The organism is Anianabacter salinae (assembly GCF_019061145.1).
In the GTDB taxonomy this organism is placed as follows: domain Bacteria; phylum Pseudomonadota; class Alphaproteobacteria; order Rhodobacterales; family Rhodobacteraceae; genus Anianibacter; species Anianibacter salinarum.
Genome location: NZ_JAHQZS010000006.1, coordinates 137,131 through 160,908, shown reverse-complemented (window position 1 = coordinate 160,908; position 23,778 = coordinate 137,131). Strand labels below are relative to the sequence as shown.

The 23,778-nt window shown below is 65.7% G+C and carries 27 protein-coding genes, 1 tRNA gene, 1 other RNA gene and 1 pseudogene; 12 read left to right on the top strand and 18 right to left on the bottom strand.

What is annotated here, in order from left to right; translation table 11 throughout:
- Positions 1-10 precede the first annotated feature (10 nt).
- Both KTJ87_RS16130 and KTJ87_RS16125 read left to right on the top strand, forming a co-directional pair.
- A complete protein-coding gene (locus KTJ87_RS16130; RefSeq protein WP_267140175.1) occupies positions 11-1,288 on the top strand; it encodes a glycerate kinase type-2 family protein in 1,278 nt (425 codons plus the stop codon).
- A gap of 45 nt (positions 1,289-1,333) precedes the next feature.
- Positions 1,334-1,407 (top strand) — tRNA-Gly (locus KTJ87_RS16125).
- 2 nt (positions 1,408-1,409) lie between these two features.
- On the opposite strand, the gene KTJ87_RS16120 is transcribed toward KTJ87_RS16125, so the two are convergent.
- The 5 genes from KTJ87_RS16120 to KTJ87_RS16100 all read right to left on the bottom strand — a co-directional run bounded on the left by KTJ87_RS16120 (position 1,410) and on the right by KTJ87_RS16100 (position 5,592).
- Positions 1,410-2,336: a ribokinase gene (locus KTJ87_RS16120; RefSeq protein WP_267140174.1), complete on the bottom strand. Its 927-nt coding sequence runs from the start codon at positions 2,334-2,336 to the stop codon at positions 1,410-1,412.
- On the bottom strand, positions 2,333-3,256 hold the full coding sequence (locus KTJ87_RS16115; protein ID WP_267140173.1) for a carbohydrate kinase family protein: 924 nt from the start codon (positions 3,254-3,256) through the stop codon (positions 2,333-2,335). The genes KTJ87_RS16120 and KTJ87_RS16115 overlap by 4 nt, the downstream gene beginning before the upstream one ends.
- Positions 3,257-3,332: 76 nt before the next feature.
- Positions 3,333-3,848, bottom strand: a complete 516-nt coding sequence (locus KTJ87_RS16110) for a GNAT family N-acetyltransferase (RefSeq protein WP_267140172.1) — start codon at positions 3,846-3,848, stop codon at positions 3,333-3,335.
- Positions 3,836-4,510: a nitroreductase gene (locus KTJ87_RS16105; protein ID WP_267140171.1), complete on the bottom strand. Its 675-nt coding sequence runs from the start codon at positions 4,508-4,510 to the stop codon at positions 3,836-3,838. Before KTJ87_RS16105 ends, KTJ87_RS16110 begins: the two co-directional genes overlap by 13 nt.
- A complete protein-coding gene (locus KTJ87_RS16100; protein WP_267140170.1) occupies positions 4,507-5,592 on the bottom strand; it encodes a TFIIB-type zinc finger domain-containing protein in 1,086 nt (361 codons plus the stop codon). Before KTJ87_RS16100 ends, KTJ87_RS16105 begins: the two co-directional genes overlap by 4 nt.
- A gap of 144 nt (positions 5,593-5,736) precedes the next feature.
- On the opposite strand from KTJ87_RS16100, the gene KTJ87_RS16095 reads away from it, so the two are divergent.
- Complete coding sequence (locus tag KTJ87_RS16095) at positions 5,737-6,273, top strand: hypothetical protein (RefSeq protein WP_267140169.1); 537 nt, start codon at positions 5,737-5,739, stop codon at positions 6,271-6,273.
- Between the two features lie 214 nt (positions 6,274-6,487).
- Here KTJ87_RS16095 and KTJ87_RS16090 read toward each other — a convergent pair whose 3' ends face one another.
- The 9 genes and pseudogenes from KTJ87_RS16090 to KTJ87_RS16050 form a co-directional block, all read right to left on the bottom strand.
- The gene (locus KTJ87_RS16090) at positions 6,488-6,907 is read right to left on the bottom strand and encodes a VOC family protein (protein WP_267140168.1); all 420 of its coding nucleotides are present in this window, start codon (positions 6,905-6,907) and stop codon (positions 6,488-6,490) included.
- A 253-nt stretch (positions 6,908-7,160) separates the two neighbouring features.
- On the bottom strand, positions 7,161-7,580 hold the full coding sequence (locus KTJ87_RS16085; protein ID WP_267140167.1) for a hypothetical protein: 420 nt from the start codon (positions 7,578-7,580) through the stop codon (positions 7,161-7,163).
- Positions 7,577-8,065 (bottom strand): cytochrome b, encoded by a 489-nt coding sequence (locus KTJ87_RS16080; protein ID WP_267140166.1) that lies wholly within the window; start codon positions 8,063-8,065, stop codon positions 7,577-7,579. The genes KTJ87_RS16085 and KTJ87_RS16080 overlap by 4 nt, the downstream gene beginning before the upstream one ends.
- Positions 8,066-8,150: 85 nt before the next feature.
- Entirely contained in the window at positions 8,151-9,263 is a 1,113-nt protein-coding gene (locus KTJ87_RS16075) for an SPFH domain-containing protein (RefSeq protein ID WP_267140165.1), read from the bottom strand.
- A 24-nt stretch (positions 9,264-9,287) separates the two neighbouring features.
- Positions 9,288-10,250: a DUF2927 domain-containing protein gene (locus KTJ87_RS16070; protein ID WP_267140164.1), complete on the bottom strand. Its 963-nt coding sequence runs from the start codon at positions 10,248-10,250 to the stop codon at positions 9,288-9,290.
- A gap of 8 nt (positions 10,251-10,258) precedes the next feature.
- Positions 10,259-11,452, bottom strand: coding sequence for a toxic anion resistance protein (locus tag KTJ87_RS16065; protein ID WP_267140163.1), 1,194 nt, complete (start codon positions 11,450-11,452; stop codon positions 10,259-10,261).
- Between the two features lie 36 nt (positions 11,453-11,488).
- Positions 11,489-12,388: a 5-bromo-4-chloroindolyl phosphate hydrolysis family protein gene (locus KTJ87_RS16060; protein WP_267140162.1), complete on the bottom strand. Its 900-nt coding sequence runs from the start codon at positions 12,386-12,388 to the stop codon at positions 11,489-11,491.
- A gap of 168 nt (positions 12,389-12,556) precedes the next feature.
- Positions 12,557-13,396 carry a TerC family protein gene (locus KTJ87_RS16055; RefSeq protein WP_267140161.1) on the bottom strand — a complete coding sequence of 280 codons (840 nt, stop codon included), beginning with the start codon at positions 13,394-13,396 and terminating at the stop codon, positions 12,557-12,559.
- A 155-nt stretch (positions 13,397-13,551) separates the two neighbouring features.
- A pseudogene (locus KTJ87_RS16050) lies at positions 13,552-14,334 on the bottom strand (pseudouridine synthase); the annotation flags it as partial.
- 89 nt (positions 14,335-14,423) lie between these two features.
- On the opposite strand from KTJ87_RS16050, the gene KTJ87_RS16045 reads away from it, so the two are divergent.
- Complete coding sequence (locus KTJ87_RS16045; RefSeq protein ID WP_267140159.1) at positions 14,424-14,873, top strand: nucleoside deaminase; 450 nt, start codon at positions 14,424-14,426, stop codon at positions 14,871-14,873.
- A gap of 122 nt (positions 14,874-14,995) precedes the next feature.
- On the opposite strand, the gene KTJ87_RS16040 is transcribed toward KTJ87_RS16045, so the two are convergent.
- Positions 14,996-15,688: a metal-dependent hydrolase gene (locus tag KTJ87_RS16040; protein ID WP_267140158.1), complete on the bottom strand. Its 693-nt coding sequence runs from the start codon at positions 15,686-15,688 to the stop codon at positions 14,996-14,998.
- 56 nt (positions 15,689-15,744) lie between these two features.
- On the opposite strand from KTJ87_RS16040, the gene KTJ87_RS16035 reads away from it, so the two are divergent.
- The 7 genes from KTJ87_RS16035 to rpmG all read left to right on the top strand — a co-directional run bounded on the left by KTJ87_RS16035 (position 15,745) and on the right by rpmG (position 20,385).
- Positions 15,745-16,407, top strand: a complete 663-nt coding sequence (locus KTJ87_RS16035; RefSeq protein WP_267140157.1) for a ceramidase domain-containing protein — start codon at positions 15,745-15,747, stop codon at positions 16,405-16,407.
- Positions 16,408-16,443: 36 nt separating this feature from the next.
- On the top strand, positions 16,444-16,731 hold the full coding sequence (gene gatC, locus KTJ87_RS16030; protein ID WP_267140156.1) for an Asp-tRNA(Asn)/Glu-tRNA(Gln) amidotransferase subunit GatC: 288 nt from the start codon (positions 16,444-16,446) through the stop codon (positions 16,729-16,731).
- 3 nt (positions 16,732-16,734) lie between these two features.
- The gene (gatA, locus tag KTJ87_RS16025) at positions 16,735-18,213 is read left to right on the top strand and encodes an Asp-tRNA(Asn)/Glu-tRNA(Gln) amidotransferase subunit GatA (RefSeq protein ID WP_267140155.1); all 1,479 of its coding nucleotides are present in this window, start codon (positions 16,735-16,737) and stop codon (positions 18,211-18,213) included.
- 34 nt (positions 18,214-18,247) lie between these two features.
- Positions 18,248-18,937 (top strand): hypothetical protein, encoded by a 690-nt coding sequence (locus KTJ87_RS16020; RefSeq protein ID WP_267140154.1) that lies wholly within the window; start codon positions 18,248-18,250, stop codon positions 18,935-18,937.
- A 3-nt stretch (positions 18,938-18,940) separates the two neighbouring features.
- The gene (locus KTJ87_RS16015; RefSeq protein ID WP_267140153.1) at positions 18,941-19,612 is read left to right on the top strand and encodes an N-acetylmuramoyl-L-alanine amidase; all 672 of its coding nucleotides are present in this window, start codon (positions 18,941-18,943) and stop codon (positions 19,610-19,612) included.
- 17 nt (positions 19,613-19,629) lie between these two features.
- An RNA gene (rnpB, locus tag KTJ87_RS16010) (RNase P RNA component class A) lies at positions 19,630-20,018 on the top strand.
- 199 nt (positions 20,019-20,217) lie between these two features.
- A complete protein-coding gene (gene rpmG / locus KTJ87_RS16005; RefSeq protein WP_007204264.1) occupies positions 20,218-20,385 on the top strand; it encodes a 50S ribosomal protein L33 in 168 nt (55 codons plus the stop codon).
- A 135-nt stretch (positions 20,386-20,520) separates the two neighbouring features.
- On the opposite strand, the gene KTJ87_RS16000 is transcribed toward rpmG, so the two are convergent.
- A complete protein-coding gene (locus tag KTJ87_RS16000; protein WP_267140152.1) occupies positions 20,521-21,261 on the bottom strand; it encodes a Bax inhibitor-1/YccA family protein in 741 nt (246 codons plus the stop codon).
- 109 nt (positions 21,262-21,370) lie between these two features.
- The gene (locus KTJ87_RS15995) at positions 21,371-21,580 is read right to left on the bottom strand and encodes a DUF1127 domain-containing protein (RefSeq protein WP_267140151.1); all 210 of its coding nucleotides are present in this window, start codon (positions 21,578-21,580) and stop codon (positions 21,371-21,373) included.
- A 123-nt stretch (positions 21,581-21,703) separates the two neighbouring features.
- On the opposite strand from KTJ87_RS15995, the gene KTJ87_RS15990 reads away from it, so the two are divergent.
- The gene (locus KTJ87_RS15990; RefSeq protein ID WP_267140150.1) at positions 21,704-22,558 is read left to right on the top strand and encodes a LysR family transcriptional regulator; all 855 of its coding nucleotides are present in this window, start codon (positions 21,704-21,706) and stop codon (positions 22,556-22,558) included.
- Here KTJ87_RS15990 and KTJ87_RS15985 read toward each other — a convergent pair.
- Positions 22,537-23,520, bottom strand: a complete 984-nt coding sequence (locus tag KTJ87_RS15985; RefSeq protein ID WP_267140149.1) for an NADPH:quinone oxidoreductase family protein — start codon at positions 23,518-23,520, stop codon at positions 22,537-22,539. The two genes, KTJ87_RS15990 and KTJ87_RS15985, sit on opposite strands and share 22 nt — an antisense overlap.
- Positions 23,521-23,778 lie beyond the last annotated feature (258 nt).

The following is a 23,778-nucleotide window of genomic DNA, read 5'->3' as shown; positions in this document are numbered from 1 at the left end:
GCGGGCCAGCATGACGCGGGACGACCCGGCCAGGTTTCTGCGCCGCCTGTTCGATGCGGCGGTCGCCCGCGCCGATCCGATGCGCGTGATCCCCGAACATCTGCCGCCGAAACCCTCGGGCCGCGTTCTGGTGGTCGGCGCGGGCAAGGCCAGCGCGCGGATGGCCGAGGCGGTCGAATCGGTGTGGGGGCCCTGCGAGGGGCTGGTCATCACCCGCTACGGCTATGCGCGCCCTTGCGAAGGCATCGAGATCGTCGAGGCTGCGCATCCGGTTCCTGACGCGGCGGGCGACGCCGCGACCGGGCGGATGCTGTCCCTGCTGGCGGGGCTGGGCACAGAGGATTTCGTGCTGTGCCTGATCTCGGGCGGGGGATCGGCGCTGCTCACCGCACCTGCGGGCGACATGACGCTGGACGACAAGAAGGCGGTGAACGGCGCGCTTCTGGCCTCGGGTGCACCCATCGGCGCGATGAACGTGGTGCGCAAGCATCTCAGCCGGGTAAAGGGCGGGCAACTCGCCGCTGCCGCGTATCCTGCGCGGATGCTGGCGCTGATGATCTCTGACGTGCCGGGCGACGACCCTGCGGCCATCGCCTCTGGTCCCACCGTGGGCGAGACGTCGACGCCGGATGATGCGCGCGCGGTGATCGAGCGCTACCGCGTCGATGTTCCCAAGGCGGCGCTGACGGTGCTGGACCGCGCGACAGGCGCGATTCCGGTGGATGATGCGCGGCTGTCCACCACGGAAAACCGCGTGGTCGCCGCGCCCGCGCAATCGCTTGCCGAAGCGGCAGAGCTTGCCCGCGCAGACGGGATCGACGTGCGGCACTTGGGCGACGCGCTGGAGGGCGAGGCGCGCGATCTGGCGCGCGTTCATGCGGCGCTTGCGCTCGACATCGCGGCAAAGCTGTCGCCGGGCGATGCGCCGGTCCTGCTGCTGTCGGGCGGGGAATGCACCGTGACGCGGCGCGGCGACGGGATCGGCGGCCCGAATGCGGAATATGCGCTTGCGGCGGCGATCGCCTTGAACGGTGCCAAGGGCATCCACCTGATCGCTTGCGATACCGACGGAGTGGACGGCGCGGCAGAGGTGGCGGGGGCTCTAGTCGGGCCGGACACGCTGACGCGGGCACGCGTGGCAGGTGTGGACCCTGAGGCGGCACTGGCGCGCAACGATGCGCACAGCTTTTTCGCGAGCCTCGGCGATCAGGTCGTGACCGGCCCGACGCTGACCAACGTCAACGATTTCCGCGCGATCCTGATCCTGCCGCCCGCTGCCTTGTCCTGACCGATTGACGCGCCGGATCGACTGACCTAAACCAGGCAGGCCCAAGCGGGTATAGCATAGTGGTAATGCACCTGCCTTCCAAGCAGGCTAGCTCGGTTCGATTCCGTGTACCCGCTCCAGGCTACCCCTGAGCTTCCACAAACGCAGCGACCTCTGCCGCCGTGGGCATCGACGCCGCCGCGCCGGGGCGCGTCACCGATATCCCCGCAACGACACAGCCGTGCCGCGCGGCCTCGATCGGGGTGCGGCCCTCGGCCAGTCCCGCCACGAAAGCGCCGTTGAAGGCGTCGCCAGCGCCGGTGGTCTCGACCACGTCGCCCGCCGTCACCGCCGGAATGACCTCGGACACGGCTCCGTCGTTGAACAGAACGCCCCGCGCGCCAAGGGTCATCACGACACAGCCCGCGCCCATCTCGCGCAGCCGTGCCGCCGCTGCGCGTGCCTCGTCCAGCGAGGCGACGGGCAGGCCGGTCAGCGCCTCGGCCTCGCTCTCGTTCGGGGTGATGTAGTCGCACAGCGCCAGCGCGTCCTTTGGCAACGGCGTGGCGGGGGCCGGGTTCAGGATCGTCGCGGCACCAGCGGCCCGCGCCCGTCGCAACCCGGCCAGAACCGGCGCAAGCGGCGCCTCGTGTCCGGTCAGGAACACTGCGGCACCGTCGATCTCGGCACCCCAGGTCTCGATATCGGCCTCGGTCATGCGCGCGGCAGCGCCGGGGGCGACGATGATCGCGTTGTCGCGCGTTCCGTCCTCGACAAAGATCAGCGCGGCGCCGGTGTGGCTGTCCGCATCCTCGATCACCATGGGCATGACGTTCGCGCCGCGCCAGATCGCGCGCGCCATCTCGGCGAAATCGTCGCGCCCCAGCCGCGTCAGGAACCGCACGTCCGCGCCAAGCCTGCCTGCGGCGACCGCCTGATTCGATCCCTTGCCGCCGGGACCAAGGGCAAAGCCCGTGCCCATGATCGTTTCGCCCATCCGGGGCAGCCGCTGTGCGCGGTAGGTCGTATCGGCGTTGAACACGCCCAGCATAACGACGCGCCGGGTCATGCCAGATCGCGACGCCACGGCGGGTTGGCGCCCGCGCGGCTGACGGTGACGGCGGCCGCCTGCACCCCCAGCGCCAGCGCGGCCTTCAGGGTGCCTGCGTCCAGCGACGCGATCCTGTCCTTGGACAGGGCGCCCGCTTCGTGCAGCGCGGCCAGCACCCCGGCGTTGAACGTGTCGCCCGCGCCGACGGTATCGACCACCTCGACCCGGTGCGCAGGGGCAAAGACGTGATCCTGAGCGGTGAAGCCGTGTGCGCCCTTTGCGCCCTCGGTGATGCAGACGACGCGCGCGCCCATTGCCAGAACGCGGTGGGCCAGCGTTTCAAGATCGCCGGTCCCGTAGAGCCAGCGGATATCCTCGTCCGACAGCTTGACGATATCGGCCTGCGCCAGCATCCGGTCGATGCGGGCGCGATAGGCGGTCTCGTCGGTGATGAAGCCGGGGCGAATGTTCGGATCGATCATCGTGACCCGCGATGCAGCCTCGCGCGCCATCAGCGCCTCATAAGCGGTGCCGCAAGGTTCGACCGGCAGGCTGATGCCGCCAAAGAACAGCGCCGCGCAATCCGCCGGGACATCGGGCAGATCGCCAAGGCCCAGCATCCGCCCGGCGGTGTTCTCGTCATAGAAGGCATAGCTGGCCTGTCCGCCCGTCAGCGTCACGAAGGCCAGCGTCGTGGGGCGGTTCGACAGCGCCAGAAGCGAGGTGTCCACCTGCGACTCTGCCAGCGCCGTCTGCAGAAGCGCGCCGAACAGATCCGTCGAAATCCCGCTGAAGAACCCCGTGGGCGCGCCGAGGCGGCCAAGCGCGATGGCGGTGTTGAACACGGCGCCGCCCGGATAGGGGGCGAAGGCGGCCTCGCCGCCGGTGGATTCGCGCGGCAGCATGTCGATCAGCGCCTCTCCGCAGCACAGGATCATTGGCCGGCTCCCTTTCCGTTATCGCTCACATGACGTGTGGATAGACGCTGCGGCAGCTTCGCGCAATCTGTCCGCGTCACCCAAGGTCAAAGCGCATGAAGGCAAAGTAAGGCGCCATGTCCGGGCCATTCTCGCTTTCGGGGTAGGGGGCGACATGCTCGAACCCCAGATGCAGATAAATCGCCTGCACGTCCGTCATGTGTGCCCCGGTGTCGAGATACAGCCAGCGCGCGCCCATCTCGCGCGCCTCGTCCATCAGCCGGTCGATCAGGCGCCCGCCCAGCCCGGTGCCGCGCAACGCCGGGCGGACATAGAGTCGCTTCATCTCCACGGCGTCGGGGCGGATGCGTTTCAGGAACCCGCAACCGACCAGCGCACCGTCCTCTGTCTCGGCCAGGATCGTGCGACCCTTGGGGGGAAGGTAGGCGTCGAGATTGGCCATCGTCGCGGCCACGAAATCTTCAAGGCCGCGCGGAACGTCAAAATGTTCGGCCATGCCCGCCACGATGGGCCGGAGGTATTCCGTCACGATCTCGCGCAGCGCCTCTTCGTCCTCCACGCAAGACAGCGAGCGCAGCGTCACCCCCGCCACGTTACCACCTCGTCCAGATCGGCGCGCGTGGTGCGGTAGCTGTTGGCGGGGTGGTCGCGGTCCTCGAACCCAAAGGCGATGCCGCAGACCACCAGCCGGTCCTCGGGAAGGTCCAGCTCGCGGCGCAGGACATCCGCAAAGGGTGCCAGCGCCGCCTGCGCGATGGTGGCGACGCCAAGCGCCTCGGCGGCCAGCATGAAGCCCATGACATAGGCGCCGACATCGACAGCGCCGTAGGGACCTAGATCGGCGGGCGAGGTGACGACGGCCAGATGCGGCGCGCCGAAGAAGCGGAAGTTCTCCATCCCCTGCCGGGCCGATGCGGCGCGGTCGCCCTTCTGCACGCCGACCGCGTCGTAAAGCTGCCAACCGCAGACCGAACGGCGCTCCTTGTAGATGCCTTCGTAGCGCTCCGGGAACGGCAGGTCGGGGCCGGGCGGCGCTGCCTGTGCCGCTTGGGTCATGACGCCGCGCAGGCGCTCGGTCTCACCCGGCCGCGTGATCGTCAGCATCCAAGGCTGGGTGTTGTTCCAGCTTGCGACGCGCTGGGCGGCAGTCAGGATCGCCGTCACCGTGTCGCCGGGAACGGCATCCGGCAGGAAGGCGCGGCAGGAATGGCGCCGGTGCAGCAGGGTCAGGAAGCTGTCATATGCAGGCGTCATTGGTTCATCGCGAACAGATAGCCGACGGCCCCGGCGACGATCAGCCCCGCGATGACCGCCAGCGCGATCTTCCACGCCGACCACGGACGCTCGCCCTGCACCTTGCCGCTGACGCCGTTCACGACAAAGCGGTAGGTCTTGCCGCGATACTTGTAGGCGGCCAGCCAGACCGGCAGCAGGATGTGCTTGAACGTCACGTCGCTGATGTCGGTGTCGATGCCGTGGATGCGCTGGCGGTCGCCGCCGATGTCGAACTTCACGTCGCGCTCGATCACCCGGTCCATGTAGGCGCGCGCCTCGTGATAGCCTTCGTCAAGCTGCACGACATAGCCTTCGGCCCGGAACCCGGCGACGTATTCCGGCCTGTAGGGCTCCAGCGACGACAGATCCCACGGCTCCAGCGCCTCGGTGTATTGCTTGGGAAGCGAGCGGGACGCCAGCACCAGCACATCGTCGAAGAACCGCGCCACGCGCCCCGACGCGGGCGACCAGCGGATGCGCTGTTCCTGATAGCTTTCCGTCTTGCCGTTCACCGTGCGTGTGCGCGTGACGTAGTAGATCGTCCCGCGCTCGCCCCGGTAGCTGGATTTCGTGTCGGCGTCGTAGGTCCAGAACGGCACGTAGATGCCCGACATCTTGCGCCCCTTGCGCGCATAGTTCTGCAGCCCGTTCGGCGCGAACCACAACCGGCCCAGCCAGTCGGTCATCGCCTTGTGCGCGTCGCGTTCCTCCAGCTTGAACGGCAGCAGCCCGCGCGGCTTGATATGGCGGTGCGTGCCGGTGTCGGTGACGACCGGCGTGGCGCAGAACGGGCACTCCTTGGAATGCACGGCGCCGTCGAATTCCACCTGCGCGCCGCAAGACGGGCAGGACAGGACGCGGGTTTCCTCCATCTCCTCGGTGGGAAGTTGGGCGTCCAGCCCCGCGCGGAAATCCAGTTCCTTGATCGGCTGGGTGGCAAAGCCGGTGCCCTCCAGCGGTGCGGTGTTGCCGCAGTGGTCGCACTTGAGCAGCGAGTCGGCGGGCGAGAACCGCATGTCCGATCCGCACTGGTTGCAGGGAAAGCGGTGTTCCTCGGTCATTCCCGGTCTCCTTGCATTGGCGGCGTTCGATCGGAACCTAATCGGCCCCGCCGCGATGGGGAACAGGGTTTTCGCCGCCGATGCGTTGCGGGGCGCGGGCAGGGGGCTATGCTGCAGCACATGAGGCAAGACGGGTGGCAAGCGATGCGCGGTGTTCTGGTGGGTCTGGGTCTTGTCGTTCTGGCCGGGCGATCCGAGGCCGACCCGGTGACCTGGGCCTTCGAATGGGACGGAGGCGGCGGATACGCGATGCGCGGCGCGATGTCCTATGACGCCGATACGGTGCCCGGGCGGCTGGTGACGGAAAGCGACCTTCAGTGCTTTGTCATCGAGGGCTTTCGCGACGGTACGCGGATCGGCGGCTGGGGCCTTGGCGCGCTGACGCTCGACACGTCCTGGACGCTGAATTTCGACAGCCAGTCGGGACAGTTCGTGGTCTGGGCACCGGGGCGCCTTATCACGCAGGAGTGGAACATGAACGGCTGGGGCGACGATTGCGGCGCGGACGGCTTCGGCTTCAACATCGGCAACGCGGCGCAGGACCTGTGCCTGGGCAACGCGCTGATCGTCGAAAGCCAGGTGCCGCCTGAACGTCGATTCCCGGCGACGCGGGCAGAGGACTACAGCTTTCCGCCGGGATCATGCCGCGAGGTGCCGCTGCTGAGTTTGCTTGGGGGGTAGGCTTTGGCCGGGTGGTAATTGGTTCGGTAAGCCAGATTCCAACCGTGCCGAAGGATGGGAAGCGGGCGAAGTGGACCACTAGCGCATCAGGACCAATGGCTGCTCCCATGGTCCGATCATTTGTCGAAGACAATCGGACGGAAATTCAGGGTCTAGTGCTCCTCCTGACGCCGATCCAAACCTTGAGGCCGCACACGTCAGTGAGGAAGAGAACCTATCTGTGCTGATCAATCAGGATGGGGTTACCGTCTGGGTCAACGACAATGAAGCTGCCAGGGCCAGTCTCGCCACTTAGAGTTTCCTGCCCGGCCTCAACGCCGTCCGCCGTGATCTGAGCGTGTAGGGCGCGCACGTCTTCAAATGGATCAACCGGCCCGGCTGTTTGATCCCATCCAGGGTTAAACGTCAGCATCGGTTGATCGAACATCCCTTCGAACAAGCCAATAACATGGTCGTCGGAATTGACCAGAATTGCCCACTTCCCACCCTCCTCGAAAGGCATCTTGGGCGCAAAGCCAAGTTTCGCATAAAACGCCATCGAAGCCGTGATGTCCTTAACCGGAAGACTGATTGAAAAAGCTCCAAGTTTCATTTCATCGCTCCACGTGGGCAGGGAAATCTTGGTGTCAGACATTCATCAAGCAAAACACCCGATATCGAATTGTGCCGTTATCTTATACGGCGATCAAGCGTCAGGGAACCATTACGCCGCGAAGAGGGCATCAGATCTTGATCCGTGCGCAACTTCTGATTTCGCGGAACGATTGGTCGAGGCCTTGGTTCACCAGCCCACGCAAAGCTTGAGTGGCCGTTCGTTGAAGGCGCAGCATAATGCACTTCGCGCTCCAAGAAGTCATCGGGAAGCCTGCGTCACGCGCCGCCCCCCGCTACAAATGCTTGTGCCACGCCCTCGGGAGCATCGTCCGCAGCGCGCCGTCGTTCAGCGCGGTGTGCCGCCACATGTGGTAGACGCCGTGCAGCGTTCCCGCCGCCATCAGGATCAGCACCAGTCGCCGCCCGTGACCGGGTGCGACCAGCCCCATTTCTGCCCCCGCGATCAGAACCGATGCGGCGCCGACGGTCAGGATAAGCGCGTAGTGCATCGGAGTGAACGCCGCCCGCGCGATCCCCGTCAGCTTTGGCCCCGGTCGCCCCAGCATCCCGCCGCCCAGCGTCAACGCGCACCAGACGATTCCGGTGGCGGCGAAGCACCAGTTGAGCCACGCAAGCTCTCCGCCCCGCCAGAGCAGCAGGACGAACAGCGCGTTCGCCCAGTGCATCAGCATGATGGTTCCGCGCCGTGTCATGCCTTGGGGCGTATCATCCGCAAGAGGGTTCCGTCCTTCAGAACATAGTGATGGACCAGCGCCACGACCGCATGGGCGAGGGCGATGAAGAACAGCGCGCTGCCCAGCGTCTCGTGGACCTCGCCCGCCTCGCGCACGCCGCCATACCACGCAGCAGCCCCGGCCATCGGGGCGAGGATCATCAGCGCATACAGCAAGCGGTGGCCCCAGACTGCGGCCTTTGCCATCAACGGCCCGCCTTGCGCTTCGGGTGCAGGGGCGCCGCTGACCATCCGCACGACGATCCGGGCAAGGATCAGAAGGAATGCCGCACCGCCAAGCCAGACATGCAGCGTATTGCCCTCGATCCCGGTCGCGCCAGTCTCGATGCGCTGGCGCAGCGCCTGTCCCATGTCCTCATGGGTGAACCAGGCGGCGAAGATCAGGATGGCGACCAGCCAGTGCAGGCCGATCTGAAGCGGGGAATAGGCGGGGCGGGTCGACATCATCAAGCATCCTCGTGCTGAAACGGGCGGGCGCACATCGCGCCCCGCCGCTTGTCTAACGCGTCGGGCCAGTATTTCCGTCGCGTCACGCGCCCGGGGGTGGCGGCGGCAGAATGGTGAACAGTTGCGCCAGTTCGGCCACGTCCTCGGCCCGTTTCCAGCCGTCTTGCCCCGCGGTCCAGACATGAGTGTCGCGGGTCATCTCGCCTGCCGATGCCATGCGTCCCAGCGCCGCCTTCGAGAACGGCCCCTTGGTCTGACCGCCCTCTGCAATGTGCCAGACGTGTTCGACCGGAGGCGGTGGCGGAGCGGGAGGGGCCGCCTGCGGAGCGGCGCCCCACGGCCCGGGCTGCGACATCTGGTTTGCCATCGCCATGCCCATTCCCATGCCAAGCCCTGCGCCCATGCCGCCGCCCCCGCTCGGGTTCTTGGCGGCTGCGGTCATCGCCTCGGCGGCGGAATACTGGGTGAACTTGCCAAGATCGCCCGCCAGCCCCATCGACGTGCGCTTGTCCAGCGCTTCCTCGACGGCGGGGGGAAGCGACACGTTCTCGATGTAGAACTCGGGCAACTCGATGCCGTAACCCGCCAGCACCGGCGACACCTCGGCGACGATCAGCTTGCCCAGATCGGCGGTGTTCGCGGCCATGTCGAGCACCGGGATTTGCGATCCGGCCACGACGCGGCTGAACTCCTGCACGATCACGTTGCGGATCTGATAGCTGATCTCGTCCATGGTGAATTCGCCGTCCGTCCCGACGATCTCGGTCAGGAACAGCGCGGGGTCCTTCACGCGGATCGTGTAGGTGCCAAAGGCCCGGATGCGCGTTGGCCCGAATTCGGGGTCGCGCAGCATGATGGGGTTCTTGGTGCCCCATTTCAGGTCGGTGAACCGGGTCGTGTTGACGTAGTAGATTTCCGACTTGAACGGCGACTTGAACCCGTGGTCCCAGTGCTGAAGCGTCGTCATGATCGGCATGTTGTTCGTCTCGAGCATGTAGAGTCCCGGCGTGAACACGTCCGCCAGTTGCCCCTCGTGCACGAACACCGCCGCCTGACCCTCGCGCACGGTCAGCTTGGCGCCATACTTGATCTCGTGGCCCTCACGCTCGAAGCGCCAGACCATCGTGTCGCGCGTGTCGTCGACCCAGTGAATGACGTCGATGAATTCGCCTGAAAGGAAATCGAAGATACCCATGGCAGTCTCCCTGAAACCGGTGCCCTAACTGTCGCCGCCCAAAAGCTCTGACGCCATCACCTGCGCGATGGGGCGCACCGTGGCCGCGGTCATGCGCGGCCGAAGGCGCGGATCGTAGAGCATCTTGAGCATCATTTCATCCATCGTGGTCAGCAGCCCGAATTCCTCGTCGTCGTTGAAGATCGACGGGCGCGCGGCCGGGCTGTCGTTCGACAGTCCAAGGCCTTGCGCGATTTCCTCGTGGAAACAGGACAGGCGCAGAAGTTCGGGGTGCTCGCCCCGGATGATCGCGACGGCGGTGCCGTATTCGCTGTCGTTCGCTGGGTCGATCGCGAAGACAAGGCAGAAGGTCGCGCGCGGGATGTTCTCGATCGTGCGGATCGCGCCAGAGGACAGCGCCGGGACGATTTCGCGCAGGCGTGGGCCGATGGTCTGGCGTTCGTCCTCATTCAGGACGAGGACGTGAAAGTTCGGCGACTGGTCGGTGAAGGTGATCGGATGCCCGGTGATCCGCCCCAGCCGAGAAGCATATGCCCGCACCGCGTTCTCGTCGCGCACGCGCTGGTCCTGCGGCACGCTGGCGCCGAATTCGAGGTTCAGGCGCACCGGCTGTTCCCAGCGATGCAGCCGGGTTTCCGTCTGGCGTTGCACCATCGCGCCGCCGACGTTCGAGAACTCCTCGAACAGGGCGATCTTGATGAAGTTGTCGACCAACTGGCGCCGGGAGACGGGAACATCCGGCCCGCCACCATCGGTGCGCAAGAGGCCCTGCGAGATCAGGTCGTTCTGGACCCCGGTGTAGTAGCGTTCAAGCAAGCGGCTGCGGGCCGACTGCGCCACGATGGCGGTGCCGGTCTGGTCGGTTGCCTCGGCGGGGCGGTCTGCCGCCGAGGGTCTTGGCGACTGGCGCGGCGCTTCCAAGGGGGCGCAGGCCGCAAGCGCAAGCGCCGCAGCCAGGATCGTCCCCCCTGTGAATGCGGCGCGCAACCCGGGCCTCAGGTCGACGGAACGGCCTGGCCGACCGTCTCGCCAGAGCCGGTCTTGCGGGCCTTGGCCGAAGCAAGCGTATCGCGCAGGTCCGCTTCCATCTTCTTGAGATCGTCCTCTGCTGCGGCGCGCTTGGCCTTGCCTTCGTCGGCGATCTGCAGGCTTTCCTCGATGGTGGCAATCAGTTCGGCGTTGGCAGTCTTGACTGCCTCGATGTCGAACACGCCGCGTTCCATCTCGGTGCGGATGGTCTTGTTCGCCTCGCGCAGGTTCTTGGCGTTCGAGGTCAGCAGCTCGTTGGTCAGGTCGTTCGCCTCGCGCACCGCGTTCGCCGCCTCGGCCGAGCGCTGGATCGTCACCGCCTGCGCCAGCTGGGTTTCCCACAAAGGCACGGTGTTCACGAGGGTCGAGTTGATCTTGGTGACCAGCGACTTGTCGTTTTCCTGCACCAGCCGGATCGACGGCAGCGACTGCATCGTGACCTGCCGCGTCAGCTTGAGGTCATGCACCCGGCGTTCCAGATCGTCGCGCGCGGCGCGCAGGTCACGCAGTTCCTGCGCCACCATCACCTGATCGTTCTCGGGCGCAGCGGCAACAGCAGCCTCTTTCGCAGGAATGTCGGTTTCGTCCAGCTCTTTCAGCTTGGCCTCGCCAGCGGCGATGTAGATGGCCAGCTGGTCGTAGAAATCGAGCGTCTTTTCATAAAGGATATCAAGCGACTTGATGTCTTTCAGCAGCTTGTGCTCGTGCTCGAGCAGGCTTTCGGTGACCTTGTCGATCTGGCCCTGCACGGTCTCGAAGCGGGCGATGAACTTGGCCATTGGCGCGACCTGTCCGGTCAGGCGTTCCCACCACGACCGCTTGCGGCGCACGTCGAGTTCCGAGACCGAAAAGCCGCGGATCGTCGACACGATCGAGCGCAACGATTCGCCCGCCGGGCCGACGTCCTTGTTCTGCACGCCCTGCAACATCGCCTGGCTGATCGTCTGCAATTCGGCCTGCGCGCCCGAGCCGAAGGCGATGATCGACCCGGTGTCGGTCATGTCCAGCTCGGCCATCCGCTTGCGGATTTCCTCGGCGGTGGGCGCGTCGGCCTTTTCGACCGGCACGAGGTCGGTCTTGGGCTCTGGCAGCACGGTGGCGGTGACAGCTTCGACATCGGCGAGCGCTTGCTCTGCCTTCTGGCGGGTGTTCTCTTGCATGGTCCCGGTTTCCCTAATGGCCCTAATGGATTGTCTCTAATTCGTGGTGGGTTTCACGCCCTCGCGGGCAAGCCTGTCGCGCAGCACGCCGATCTCGATATCCAGATCGGTGCGGTCGTCCGCCAGCAGCGTTTCGGTCCGCGCCGCGAAGTTGGTTTCCAGATCATCCAGCAGCGCGGTGAAGTCTTCCAGCGCCTTGGGATCGCGGGTTCGGTTGTAGATGTCGGCAAAGGCGAAGGTCGCGTCACGCGCGCCCATCAGGTAGACGCCCAGATACTTGCGTGCGGCGGTCAGATCGCGCGGGTCGTCCTCGACCGTGCGAAACAGCTCGCGCACCGTGTCCTGAAACCGTTCCACCCGGCCTTCCAGCCAGCGATCGCCGGTGCGGGCAACTGCGCCGCGCATCGCGGTCAGGTGTTTTTCCGCCTCTTCTACGGCCCGTGCCACGCGGCTGGACTGGAAACTGTCGACGCCTTCGGCGCCCTTGTCGGACAGCGGATCAAGGCCGAACGACAACTGGTGCAGCGCAACCCCGATAGCCCCGAACAGGATCGCATCCATTAGCCCGTGCCCCGCAAAGCCTGCAAGGCCAAGCCCCGCGCCGGTCAGGATCGAGCCGAAGATCTTGCGCGGGATCGCAGGGCGCTTGGCCACCTTGCGCGCGTCATAGGCGCCCTGCGCGATCACGCCCTCGCGCGTCAGCCACGCAGCCAGGATCAGGACGCCAAAGGCCGCCAGATAGAACGCAAGATCGACCGGGCCCGAAGTAAAGGCCCGCCAGATCAGCGGGAAAGGCAGAATAAACAGAAGGTTGGTGCGCATGCCCGCGCCTTCGGGGCGCTTTGCCGCCCAGTTCGGCCCGGCGGTCTTTGCCGTTCCCGAACCTTGCGGCGTCGATGCGCCGGGGCTGTGCTTGCCGCCATACCGCTGAGCCATCACGCGCCCCCGGTCAGCGACACGTAGAGGATGAGCGCCGCCAGAAGCGCAAAGGCCAGTTTCTGCAGGCCAGGTCCGGACACCAGTTACAACCCCCTTGTCGCCGCAGCGCGGAAACGATCGCTCTTGCTATAGGCGATCGCTTGCATCGTTTCCAGCGCCAACGTCCTAGCCGTTGCCACCGAACGTCTTGCTGATCTGGGTAGCCGCACGCTCGGCTGCAAGCTTTCGCGAGTATCCGGTCTGGATCACCTCGACGATCACCAGCACCAGGACCGAGAAATAGAACGTCGTCTTGGACATCGGCTCCAAAGGATAGCCGAAGACGAGGATCGCCATCGTGTCGTCGTGCACGGCATGGGCTGCGGTGACGCCTGCCTCGCCCAAGAGCACGACCCCGACGATCAGCAGGATGAACAGGCCCAGCACCTCGAACATGCGGTTCTTCTTGAGAAATGTGGTCACGGTTTCCGCGAGCAGCAGCATCGCCGCCCCGGACAGCAGGATCGCGGTGGCCAGGATCGGGAAGACATCCGTGATCGCAATCGCCGACAGGATGGAATCGAACGAGAAGACAAGGTTCATCATCACGATCAGCAGGATCACCTGCGCTGCCGACTTGCCGGATTTCTGGTCGATGTCGGTTTCGAGATGCTCGACCGACAGCATGTGTCCGATTTCCTTCACCGCAGTGTAGATGATGAAGATGCCGCCCAGCACGAAGACGATGGTCGAGAAATTGACCGCCCCCGTCAGGATGCCGTCCCAGGCAAAGACGAAAAATGGCTCGGACAGGGCGCCGATCAGCTGCACCATCACGAACAGCAGGATGACCCGAAGCGCGACGGCCATGATGATGCCCCAGAAGCGCACCGATTTCTGTCGTGCCACCGGCGCGCGCTGGCTCTCGATCGAGATGTACAGCAGGTTGTCAAAGCCGAGAACCGCCTGCAGGAAGCACAGCATCAGCAGGTTGCCGAGGTTCTCGATCGTCAGAAGGTCCGCCATGTCGTCCGTCCTCTCGCGTCACAAGGTCGCGCCCTGAATACAGGCGCAAGGCGGATGGGCAAGGGCAAGAAGCCATTTCATGGGGTGGATCACGACCGGGTCACGCCGATCCGGGTCGGGGTGGCAACGCCCGGTCCCGGCCTGCAGACCTAGGACTTCGGCCTGCGCTGGCGCTGCACCTTGGGCTTGCCTTCCTGGCCGGGTGTCTCCGCCAGGCCCAACTGGTCGCGCATCACCTTGGGCCGCACTTCCTCGACCGCGCCCGCCTTCAACTCGCCCAGTCGGAACGGCCCGTAGGACACCCGCAACAGCCGGTTCACCGCCAGTCCAACGGCTTCGGCCGCACGCCGGATCTCGCGGTTCTTGCCTTCGCGCAGGCCCACCGTGAGCCAGGCATTGGCGCCCTGCTGCCGGTCCAGCGTGACGCTCATCGGCTGGTAACGCACACCCTCTACCGTCAGGCCGCGCCGCAGCGGCTCGAGGTCGGCGTCGGTCGGTGTGCCCTTCACGCGCACGCGGTACTTCCGCAGCCAGCCGGTCGAGGGCAATTCCAGCCTGCGCTTGATCTCGCCGTCGTTCGTCAACAGCAAGAGTCCCTCGGAGTTGATGTCGAGCCGCCCGATGCTCATCACCCGCGGCATGTCCTCCGGCAGCGCGTCAAAGATCGTCTCGCGCCCCTTCTCGTCACGGGCGCTGGTCACTAGCCCAAGCGGCTTGTGATAAAGCCACAGCCGCGACGGTTCCGCCTCGGCCAGCGCCTTGCCGTCCACGGTGATGCGGTCGGCGGCGGTCACGTTCAGCGCGGGGCTGGCGATCTGCTTGCCGTTCACCGCAACGCGGCCGGCCTCGATCATCTTCTCGGCGTCGCGGCGGCTTGCCACGCCTGCGCGGGCCAGCCGCTTGGCGATCCGCTCGCCGGGTTTTGTGTCTTCGCTCATGCTGCCCCATACCCCGCGCCGTGCGCGCCCGCAAATCCGATCTCGATTCCGGTCTGGCGCCGCCGCCGTCGCCGCGCGATACCTGTGCCATGACCTTCACCAGCCACATGGACACGGCATTGGCCGAGGCGCGCGCCGCCGCCGCGCGGGGCGAGGTGCCGGTGGGCGCCGTGATCGTCTCGCCGTCGGGCGAGATCGTCGCGCAGGCAGGCAACCGCACGCGCGAGAGGAACGATCCCACCGCCCATGCCGAGATCCTGGCCCTGCGCGCCGCCTGCGCCGCCGCCGGGTCCGAACGCCTGCCGGGCCACGCGCTCTACGTCACGCTGGAGCCTTGCGCGATGTGCGCCGCCGCCATCGCCGCCGCCCGGATCGCGCGCCTGTATTTCGGCGCCGCCGATCCCAAGTCCGGCGGCGTCCTGCACGGCGCGCGGGTGTTCATGCACCCACAGGCGCACCACGCGCCCGAGGTCTACGACGGCCTCGCCGCCACCGAATGCGCCGGTCTGCTGAGGACGTTCTTCGCCGCCCGGCGCTGACCGTTTTCATCTTTGGTCCCCAAGTACCTCCGGGGGGTCGCCATTGGTGGCGCCATTGGTCCGAGCCCCAATGGCGACGGGGCAGAGCCCCCCAGCCTTGCCAACAAGACCAAGGGGCCGGATCAGATCTCGACCGCGTCCAGCACGCCGGGTGTCTTCACGTCCACCCCCGGAAGCGCCTCGATCAGCTTCTCCGCCGATTGCTCCAGCAGCGGGAAGGTCTTGTAATGGCAGGGGATCACCACCTTGAAGTCGAAGAACGTCCTTGCCGCATAGCCTGCCCGTGCCATGTCCATGGTGAAATGCCCGCCCGCGCAGAGGATGCCGATGTCAGGCTGGTGCAGCTGCCCCATCCAGCCCATGTCAGCCATGATGTCGGTGTCGCCCGACAGATAGATCGTGTGCCCTTCCGCCGCGATCATGTAGCCCGCCTCGGCGCCTGCATAGACCGGGCCGGTGTCCGACCCCATCGACGACGAATGCACCGCGTTCACCATCGTCACCGCGACATCGCCCAGCGCGACCGTGCCGCCCTTGTTGAAACCGACGACATCAAGGCCGTGCGCCTTTTCCCAATGGCTCATCAGATCGAAGATGCCGACGACCGGAACGCCAAGCTCCTTCGCCAGCTCCACGGTTTCGGACGCATGGTCGAAATGCCCGTGCGTCAGCAGGATATGCGTCGCGCCGTCCACCGCCTCGGACCGGCGATCCTCGGGGAAGGACGGGTTGCCGTTCAGCCAGGGGTCGACCAGCAGCACCTGATCGCCGATCTCGATGCGGAAACTCGAATGTCCAAGCCAGATGATTTTCATGACGGTCCTCCTAGATGCTGTCATGCAGGATCGTAGGGCAAACGCGGGGCGGGCCAATGGACTGGATGCGGCAGATCGACGGCTATTGCGAGCGGACGGATTTCACCTACTGGTCCGAACCGATCAACGCCGTGACCAATGCCGCCTTCCTGATCGCGGCCTTCATCATGTGGCGCCGGGTGCGCGGGCAGGGGCTGCCGCTGGCGATGGTGCTGGTTGTCATCCTCGCCGTCATCGGCGTCGGCAGCTATCTGTTCCACACCGAAGCGACGGCCTGGGCCTCGACGGCGGACACAACGCCCATCGGCCTGTTCATCCTGGCCTATGTCTTCGCCGCCAATCGCGACTTCCTGCGCCTGCCGCTCTGGGCCGCGATCCTCGGGACGCTTGCCTTCATCCCCTACGCCATCGTCCTGACACCGCTGTTCGATGCCTTGCCGTTCTTCACGATCTCGTCGTTCTACTGGCCGGTGCCCCTGCTTATCGCGATCTACGCGGTGATCCTGCGCACCCGCGCGCCGGAAACCGCGCGCGGTCTGGCCATCGGTGCCGCGATCCTCGTCGCCTCGCTGACCTTCCGGTCGCTGGACGAGCCGGTGTGTGCGGTGCTGCCCATCGGCACCCACTTCATGTGGCACATCCTCAACGGCGTGATGCTGGGCTGGATGATCGAGGTCTACCGCCGTCACATGCTTGCGGCAGGCGGGGCGCGGGGGTAAACGCGACTCCGATCCGCAAGAGACGAAGGGACGCCCATGTCCATCGACATCAAGACCGCCGCCCATGTGGCCAAACTCGCCCGTATCCGCGTCGAGGATGACGCGCTGCCCGCCCTGGCGCAGGAATTCAGCGCGATCCTCGGCTTTATCGAGCAACTGAACGAGGTCGATGTCGACGGGGTCGAGCCGATGACCAGCGTCACGCCGATGCGGCTCAAGCGCCGCGAGGATGTCGTGACCGACGGCAATATCCAGAAACAGGTGCTCGCCAATGCGCCTGACGCGCGCGAAGGCTTCTTCGCCGTCCCGAAAGTGGTGGAGTAACCCATGTCCGACCTGACCAAGCTGACCATCGCGGGCGCGCGCGACGCGCTGCGCAAGGGCGACACCACCGCGACCGAACTGACGCAAGCCTGCCTTGATGCCATCGAGGGGGCAGGCGCCCTGAACGCTTTCGTGCACAAGACACCCGAGATCGCGCTGGAGCGTGCCAAGGCTGCCGATGCGCGGATCAAGGCCGGGGACGCACCTGCGATGTGCGGCATCCCCGTCGGCATCAAGGACCTGTTCTGCACCAGGGGCGTGGACAGCCAGGCCGCCAGCCGCATCCTGCAAGGCTTCAAGCCGGAATACGAATCCACCGTCAGCCAGAAGCTTGTGGATGCAGGGTCCATCATGCTGGGCAAGCTGAACATGGATGAATTCGCCATGGGTTCGTCCAACGAGACCTCCGTCTACGGCAACGCCGTGAACCCGTGGAAATCGGGGGACACCGACCTGACCCCCGGTGGGTCGTCCGGCGGGTCCGCCGCCGCCGTTGCCGCCGACCTGTGCCTTGCCGCCACCGGCACCGACACCGGCGGGTCGATCCGCCAGCCCGCCGCCTTCACCGGCATCGTGGGCCTCAAGCCGACCTATGGCCGCTGCTCGCGCTGGGGCATCGTCGCCTTCGCGTCCTCGCTGGATCAGGCCGGGCCGATGACCAAGACGGTGCGCGACGCCGCGATCATGATGCAGGCGATGGCCGGGCATGACCCCAAGGATTCGACCAGCGCAGACCTCGCGGTTCCCGATTTCGAGGCGATGCTGACCGGCGATATCCGGGGCAAGACCATCGGCATCCCGCGCGAATACCGCATGGACGGCATGCCTGCAGAGATCGAGTCGCTCTGGGCCGAAGGCCGCAAGATGCTGGAAGACGCGGGCGCGAAGATCGTGGACATCTCGCTGCCCCACACGAAATACGCGCTGCCCGCCTATTACGTCATCGCGCCCGCCGAGGCGTCGTCGAACCTCGCGCGCTATGACGGCGTGCGCTATGGTCACCGCGCCAAGCTCGCGCAGGGCGACGGCATCACCGACATGTATGAAAAGACCCGTGCCGAAGGCTTCGGCCCCGAGGTGCAGCGCCGCGTCATGGTCGGCACCTATGTCCTGTCAGCGGGCTTTTACGACGCCTATTACAACCGCGCCCGCAAGGTCCGCGCGCTGATAAAGAAGGATTTCGACGACGCCTTTGCATCTGGCGTCGATGCCATCCTGACACCTGCGACGCCCTCTGCCGCGTTCCCGCTGGGACAGACGCATGACGATCCGGTGCAGATGTATCTCAACGACGTGTTCACCGTGACGGTGAACCTTGCGGGGCTTCCGGGCATTAGTGTTCCGACGGGTCTTGATTCCCAGGGCCTGCCGCTGGGCCTTCAACTGATCGGTCGTCCTTGGGAAGAGGGCGATCTGCTGAACACCGCTCACGTTCTGGAGAGCGCGGCAGGATTTGTGGCGAAGCCCGGAAAATGGTGGTAACGCCACCGCTGCGCTTGAACACAAGGGATAAGACATGCGAGTTTCCGCAGCCATCGCCGCACTGATCGTGCTTGGAGCCTGCGCGCCGCCGATCCCCGATTCCAACCCGGCGCCGCGTGGCGTGGGGTTCGACGACTTCAACAGCTACCGCGCCCAGCAGGACGCCGAGCTTGCACGCGCCGCGCCTCCGGCCACTCCGGCCGCGCCCGCGACCGAGGCCGAGCAGCTTGCCGCCGACACCGCCACCGCCCTTGGACGGGCGCCCGCGTCGACGCCCGAGGCTGGCGTGGACACTGCGGCAGCACCGGCCGGGCCGGACCTCAACAACCCGCGCATCTCGGACGAGCAGAACTTCGACGCCGTCGCCTCCCGCGAGACCATCGAAAGCGACGCCGAGCGGCTGGCCGCCCAGCGTGAAGCCTACCGCGTGATCGAGCCGACCGCTGTTCCCGTGCGTCCCGCCGACACCGGCCCGAACATCGTCGCCTATGCCCTGCAAACCACCAATGCGCTGGGCCAGCAGGTCTACCGCCGCACCAATCTGCTCGGCGATGCCCAGGCCAAGGCGCAGCGCAGGTGCGCGGGGTATGCCTCGCCCGATCTTGCACAGCAGGATTTCCTTGCGAACGGCGGGCCGGACCGCGACCGCTTGGGCATCGACCCGGACGGGGATGGTTTTGCCTGCGGGTGGGACCCGCGCCCGTTCCGCACGGTCTCGCGCTAGGGCGTGACCGCGCCTGTCGCGCACCCCTCGCCGAACTGCGGGCCGCGCCGGAACGGGTTGCGCCCCAGCCTGATCGTCCTGCACTACACCGCGATGTCCAGCGCCAGCGCGGCGCTTGAGAGGTTGTGCGATCCTGCATTCGAGGTCTCGGCGCATTACCTGATCGGCAAGGACGGCATGCTTTGGCAACTGGTCGACGAGGCGGACCGCGCCTGGCACGCGGGGCAGGGGCGCTGGGCGGGGATGGACGACATCAATTCACGCTCCATCGGGATCGAGCTGGACAACAGCGGGGCAGAGCCGTTCTCCGAGCCGCTGATGACGCGGCTGGAAGACCTGATGGCGGGGATCATGACCCGCTGGGACATCGCCCCCGCTGGCGTCATCGCGCATTCCGACATGGCGCCGACGCGCAAGTGGGACCCCGGCCGCCGCTTCGACTGGCGCAGGCTGGCGCGGCAGGGGTCATCGGTCTGGCCGGAGCCCGCGGCGCCCGGCGACTTCACCCGCGACGCGGCGCGCTTCGGCTATGATGTGTCCTGCGGTGAGGATGCCGTGCTGGACGCGGTGCGCCAGCGCTTCCGCCCCTGGGCCACCGGGCCGCTCGACGACATCGACAGGGCGCTTGTCGCCGGGCTTGCCGCGCGCTTTGGCATTGACCGGGACACGCCCTGATCCTAGGTCGGGCGGGCGCGGAGGGCTGGATGGCCGCCTGTGGCGGGCTTGCCCGACCACGGGAGGAAAGTCCGGACTCCAGAAAGTGACGGTGCCGGGTAACGCCCGGGCAGGGCAACCTGACGGAAAGCGCCACAGAGAACAGGTGGCCCCGGTGCATTCCGGGGTGACAGTGAAACGGTGGAGTAAGAGCCCACCGCGTCGCCGGTAACGGGGACGGCACGGCAAGCCCCACCGGGAGCAATGCCGAATAGGGACCTCGCGGGGGGAAACCCCCGGGGCTGCTTTCGCCCCAGACGGTCCGGGTAGGCAGCTAGACCCTGCGGGCAATCGCAGGGCCAGAGGAATGGTCATCCATCCCGCGCAAGCGGGGGGACAGAATCCGGCTTACAGGCCCTCCGCGCATCAAGAGGGGTCACAAATTCCCGAAAGGAATTTGGCCAAGGTCCTCGGCGAGGACCTTTCGCAAACTCTCACCGAGAGTTTGGCCCGGCTCCGGCGTTTGGCCGCGTTTGATGTTGACTCGGGCCGCCACACCAGTAAAAGGCGGGCTTCACGGAATTCACGAACGGCGAAAAGACCGTTCGCGCGACGGAGTTGACACCATGGCGAAGCCGACCACCATCAAGATCCGCCTGAACTCGACCGCGGGCACGGGCCATTTCTACGTCACCAAGAAGAACGCTCGGACCATGACCGAGAAGATGGCGATCAAGAAATACGATCCCGTGGTGCGCAAGCACGTCGAGTACAAGGAAGGCAAGATCAAGTGATCTGAGCCTTTCGACGGACCGGACAAGGGCCGCGCCATTGGCGCGGCCTTTTTCGTTGGTGGTGTTCCCATAGCGCGCAAAAGAAAATGGCCGGTCTTTCGACCGGCCATTGAAACATCCCGAGAAATGCTTGGGTTATTCGCGGTTGCCGAGGAACGACAGCAGGAACATGAACAGGTTGATGAAGTCGAGGTAGAGGTTCAGCGCCCCCATGATCGCCGACTTCGCCAGCCATTCCTGATCCATCGCGTGCGCGTGCTGGATGTAGTCGTTCTTGATCCGCTGCGTGTCGTAGGCGGTCAGACCCGCGAAGATCAGAACGCCCAGAGCCGAGATCGCGAACATGATCGCCGGCGACTGCAGGAAGATGTTGACGATCATCGCCACGATCAGGCCGATCACGCCCATCACCAGGAACGCGCCCCAGCCCGAGATGTCCTTCTTCGTGGTGTAGCCCCAGAGGGACAGACCCGCGAAGGCCACCGAGGTGACCAGGAACGTCTGGACGATCGACATGCCCGTGTAGACGAGGAAGATCGACGACAGCGACAGGCCCATCAGCACCGCGAAGGTGTAGAAGAACAGTTGCGCCGCAGCGGCCGACAGGCGGTTCACCACCGCGCCGAACGCGAACACCATAATCAGCGGTGCGAACATGATCAGCCACTTGAGCGGCGAGGCGTAGATCGCCTGACCCAGGCCGGTCAGTTGGCCGTCCACCACTGCGAGGCCCGAGATCGCCCAGGCCGCAAGTGCAGTGATGGCCAGCCCCACCGACATGGTGCCGTACACCTTGTTCATGTGGGCCCGAAGACCCACGTCGATTTGGGCCGTGCGGGCACCAGCGCCAGCGCGGACCGATTGATACTCAGCCATTCATTGCCTCCACATCAGACCGATGCACATGCGGGGATACGCATGCCTCGCGTTGATAATTGGGGATGCCGGGGCCGGATTCAAGGATTTCAGACGGCGATTGTCGACTTTAGCGCCAATAGCCGGGAACGTCCCAGATCGGTCGGCTGGATTCGGTCGCTGCTTCGGCCTGGGACAGGCCGATGTCACGCAGTGCGGCGTCGTCGAGACGCGCAAGCGCGCGGCGCTGGCGATAGGTGTGCAGGGCGGCGCCAAGATAGGCAAGGACGGACTGGCGGTTGCGGGCGGGGCGGACCATGCCAATGGTGCGGGTGTTCATGGGAGGACCTTTCTGTTTCGTTGTGAGTCGGGGGCGTTGAATCAATTTCCTTGATGTATATGGCGCGGCGTGGTTCATTTGTGAAATGAATGTTTTTGCTGCCATGTATCAAAAGGTGTGATGATGCCCCGCAATCTCGATCTCACCTCTCTGCGCTCTTTCGTCACCGTCGCCGAGGCGGGCGGCGTGACCCGTGCGGCCGGGTTCCTGAACCTCACGCAATCGGCGGTGTCGATGCAGCTCAAGCGGCTGGAAGAGGCGCTTGATGTGCCCTTGCTGGACCGCAGCGCGCGCAGCATTGCCCTGACCGGCGCGGGCGAGCAGCTGCTCAGCTACGCGCGCAAGATGCTGGCGCTGAACGACGAGGCGCTGTCGCGCCTGACCGACACCGCCTTCGAGGGCGAGATCGTGCTTGGGGTGCCGGGGGACATCGTCTATCCCGCGATCCCGCAGGTGCTGAACCGCTTCGCCGCCGAGTATCCCCGCGTGAAGGTTCAGCTTGCATCAAGCTATACCCGCAAGCTGAAGGAGCAGTTCGCGCGCGGCGACTGCGACCTGATCCTGACCACCGAGAATGCGCCCGACGCAGGCGGAGAGACGGTATCGGAACAACCGCTTGTCTGGGTCGGTGCGCCCGGCGGCACGTCCTGGCGGCAAAGGCCGCTGCGGCTGGCGTTCGAGACCGCCTGCTTCTTCCGTCCCCGGGTCCTGCAGGCACTCGATGACGCGGGCATCCCGTGGGAAATGGCGGTGGAAAGCCGGTCCACCCGCGCGGTCGAGGCCAGCGTCAGTGCCGATCTGGCAGTGCACGCGGCGCTTGGCGGGATGCTGCCCCCCTACATGGAGCGGCTGAGCCACGGCGGCGCGCTGCCCGAGCTCGGGGTGTCGAAGATCAACCTCTATGTCGGCGACCTCAAGGCGAACCCGGTGATCGCCCCCTTGGCCGATCTGGTGCGTCAGGCCTTCCGGTCGCTCTGATCGTCCATCGTGATGACGACCTTCCCGGTCGAGCGGCGGGAGCGCAGCATCTCCAGCCCGTCGAGCGCGCGTTCCAGCGGGAAGGTGGCGCTGACATGGGGGGACAGCTTGCCCTCGGCATACCACTCGAACAACTGCGTGAAGCTGCCGGTCACGACGTCTGGGCGGAACCCCATGTAGCCGCCCCAGTAAAGCCCGAGAACCGAGATGTTCTTGACCAGCAGGTGATTGGCCGGAACCTGCGGGATGTCGCCGCTGGCAAAGCCGATCACCACGATCCGCGCCTCGGGGTTGCAAGCGCGGAACGCGGCCTTGAACAGATCGCCCCCGACCGGATCATAGACGACATCCGCGCCGCCCAGCGCCTTGACCGCAGCGCGCAGGTCGTCCGTGTCGGTGTCGATCAGGTGATCCGCACCTGCCGCCTTGGCGACGGCCAGCTTGTCCGCGCCGCGCGCGGCGGCGATGACGGTCGCACCCATCAGCTTGCCGATCTCGACCGCGGTCAATCCGACGCCGCCCGCCGCGCCCAGAACAAGCAGCGTCTCGCCGGGGCGCAGGTTCGCGCGATGCGAAAGCGCGACGTGGCTGGTGCCATAGGCGACGAGGAACGCGGCAGCCTCGGTGAAGGGCATCGAGTCGGGAAGCGCCACGGCGCGTTCGGCCGGGAAGTTTCCCTCTTCCGCCAGCCCGCCGTGGCCTGTGAAGATCGCCACGCGGTCAGTTGACGCAACGTTCTTCACATTTTTTCCGGTGGCGATCACCGTGCCTGCAAGTTCCAGTCCGGGGGCGAAGGGCGGCTCAGGTGTGTCCTGATATTTTCCTTCAATCATAAGGAGATCGGCAAAGTTCAACCCGCAGGCTGCAATCTTCACGGCGATCTCGCTCGGGGCTGGTTCAGGACGCTCCATATCCGAAAGGATAGGGGGCTGGCCGAATTGAGTGATTTGCATCGTTTTCATGACGGACTAATTCCACGCAACCGGTTCGGTCGCAACATGCAGAAATGACACTGCGGGGTGGAACGGCACGCGTGGCGGTGACTTGCCGGTCTCTTTGCGTAACCCTGAATTGTGTAGATTCGTGCAGGGTTTCGCCTTAGAAATATCGGCAGGCACCTTCATTCGTCCGTTTTGGGTGTCAATAATGCGTGTTGATCGGAACCAACCGGATCAACCGCACCGTGTGTCAGCCCAGTGGGCGTGGCGGTGCCAGCTAGG